The organism is Commensalibacter intestini A911 (genome assembly GCF_000231445.1).
GTDB classification, from domain to species: domain Bacteria; phylum Pseudomonadota; class Alphaproteobacteria; order Acetobacterales; family Acetobacteraceae; genus Commensalibacter; species Commensalibacter intestini.
The window spans coordinates 1-1,622 of record NZ_AGFR01000004.1; the positions used below are offsets into that span (position 1 = coordinate 1).

Below are 1,622 nucleotides of genomic sequence, written 5' to 3' on the forward strand. Positions count from 1 at the left end.
GAGCATCAAATTATTTTGAATACTATCTCCGCCCATTGTAAGCTCAGTAAATAAGATATAATCAATGAAAGCCTCAAGATTTATATAATCTTTATATGTTGCTCTCATATTAATAGAGCCATCATTACAACCTTTAAACCATTGAAACAGTCGCTCTACTGAGGATTCAAATGTAGCATCTTGTGTTGTTGGTAATGTAATATCCCACACAGAACCAACAAATACACCATCTACCCAAAAATTATTGGATAGCTTGGGCTGCATTAATACATGCTGTGTATTGTTTTCGTCTAGTAAATATGTTTCTGCATCATAGTAAGAACGTATGACATATAACCCGTAAAAACCACTTGTATTATACACCTCTATAGGAAAACCAGCCGTTGTGAAATCTGCTTCACCAACAGTAACCCCACAGTTTTTAGATGCAAGATAAGAATATTCACTTGAGGGTGCTGTTAATCCATTATTTAACCGTAAAATTTTACGGTAAACCATTGTAGATAAACTGTCCCTAATAAGTGTTCTATCCACAGCATAAGCTTTTAAAGTGATAGAACTCATAGGAAGCCAATTACCAAACTTAACTTTAAGCTTATTACCTGTTGTTGGATTCACAACTTTAAACTTAAAGTTTTTCTTATCTGCCCCCTGTGAACTAGCTCCTTGCACACTTACTGTAGCGGTTGCACTAAATAAAGGTATGTCTCCATGAAAGAATGAAATAGATGCTTGTGTATCTGTGCCTTTAACTGTTGGTAAATCGCCATCAATTAAAATACGCAACATACCATCCTCAATAGAGGGTAAGAATAAAGTATCCCAACCATCAGATGTATTGTTTATACCATATTGAACAAGGGAACCGTTATTGATAAAACCAGTTGTTGCATTAACCATAGATTTTTTTCCCTTTTAATTTGTTATTAAAACCAATGATTTCAAGAATAGTTTCTTTTCCTGCTTCTATACTTACAAATGGTTTTTTACCATCTTTCCATTCGATTTCATTTACAAATGTTGGATAACAATTACCATTTATTGGCTGTTGTAATATTAAGGTTAATTTTTGAAACTGTAATCTAGGAACATTTTTAATAGTGATATTACAGTCTTGGTTAAACTGTAGTAAATAAACTTTATCCCCATAGTCTGGGAATTGTATGTTTAAAGTGTCTTCAGTAACTATTTTAGGTATTAGATCGGATTGACCTGTGATTGAGTCAACAATCTGACTCAAATACATAGATGAACCCGTACCACCTTTAATTAATTTATTCATGGTACGGTTCCTTGGTTATTTATCTTCTAATACAGCTAGACGTTCTTCAAAGCTTGCCATCTTTACTTTAACTGCCTCTAATAAGAGAACAAATAACTCTTCATAACGTAGGGATTGTTGGTAAACTTGGTTTCCTTCTTTATCTTTTACAAGTTCAGATTCAAAAGTTACAGAAGTTTCCCCATTTTCAAGTTTAACTTCTTTTTTAACTTGTTGCACTAATGGGGAAGAACACCAAAATGAAAACTGGGATGGATCAAGCCCTTGTGATTTAACAGCAGCTTCTAGCTGTTGAGCAATGAAACCTGCATGTGTTCTAGCATCAGAACCTTTTTCAGAT

Annotated in this window: 3 protein-coding genes; all 3 read right to left on the reverse strand. The window is 33.7% G+C overall.

What is annotated here, in order from left to right; translation table 11 throughout:
* Positions 1-900 (reverse strand): CotH kinase family protein (locus CIN_RS04780; RefSeq protein ID WP_170314034.1); only part of this gene is annotated, 900 nt, incomplete at its 3' end.
* The gene (locus CIN_RS04785) at positions 893-1,282 is read right to left on the reverse strand and encodes a hypothetical protein (protein ID WP_040363962.1); all 390 of its coding nucleotides are present in this window, start codon (positions 1,280-1,282) and stop codon (positions 893-895) included. The genes CIN_RS04780 and CIN_RS04785, both read right to left, overlap by 8 nt.
* Before the next feature lie 15 nt (positions 1,283-1,297).
* Positions 1,298-1,622 (reverse strand): tail fiber domain-containing protein (locus tag CIN_RS12075; protein ID WP_040363963.1); only part of this gene is annotated, 325 nt, incomplete at its 5' end.

What these genes read in the sequence shown, in the direction of transcription:
- CIN_RS04785 (WP_040363962.1), bottom strand. Translation starts at nt 1,282, where the DNA reads ATGAATAAATTAATTAAAGGTGGTACGGGTTCATCTATGTATTTGAGT.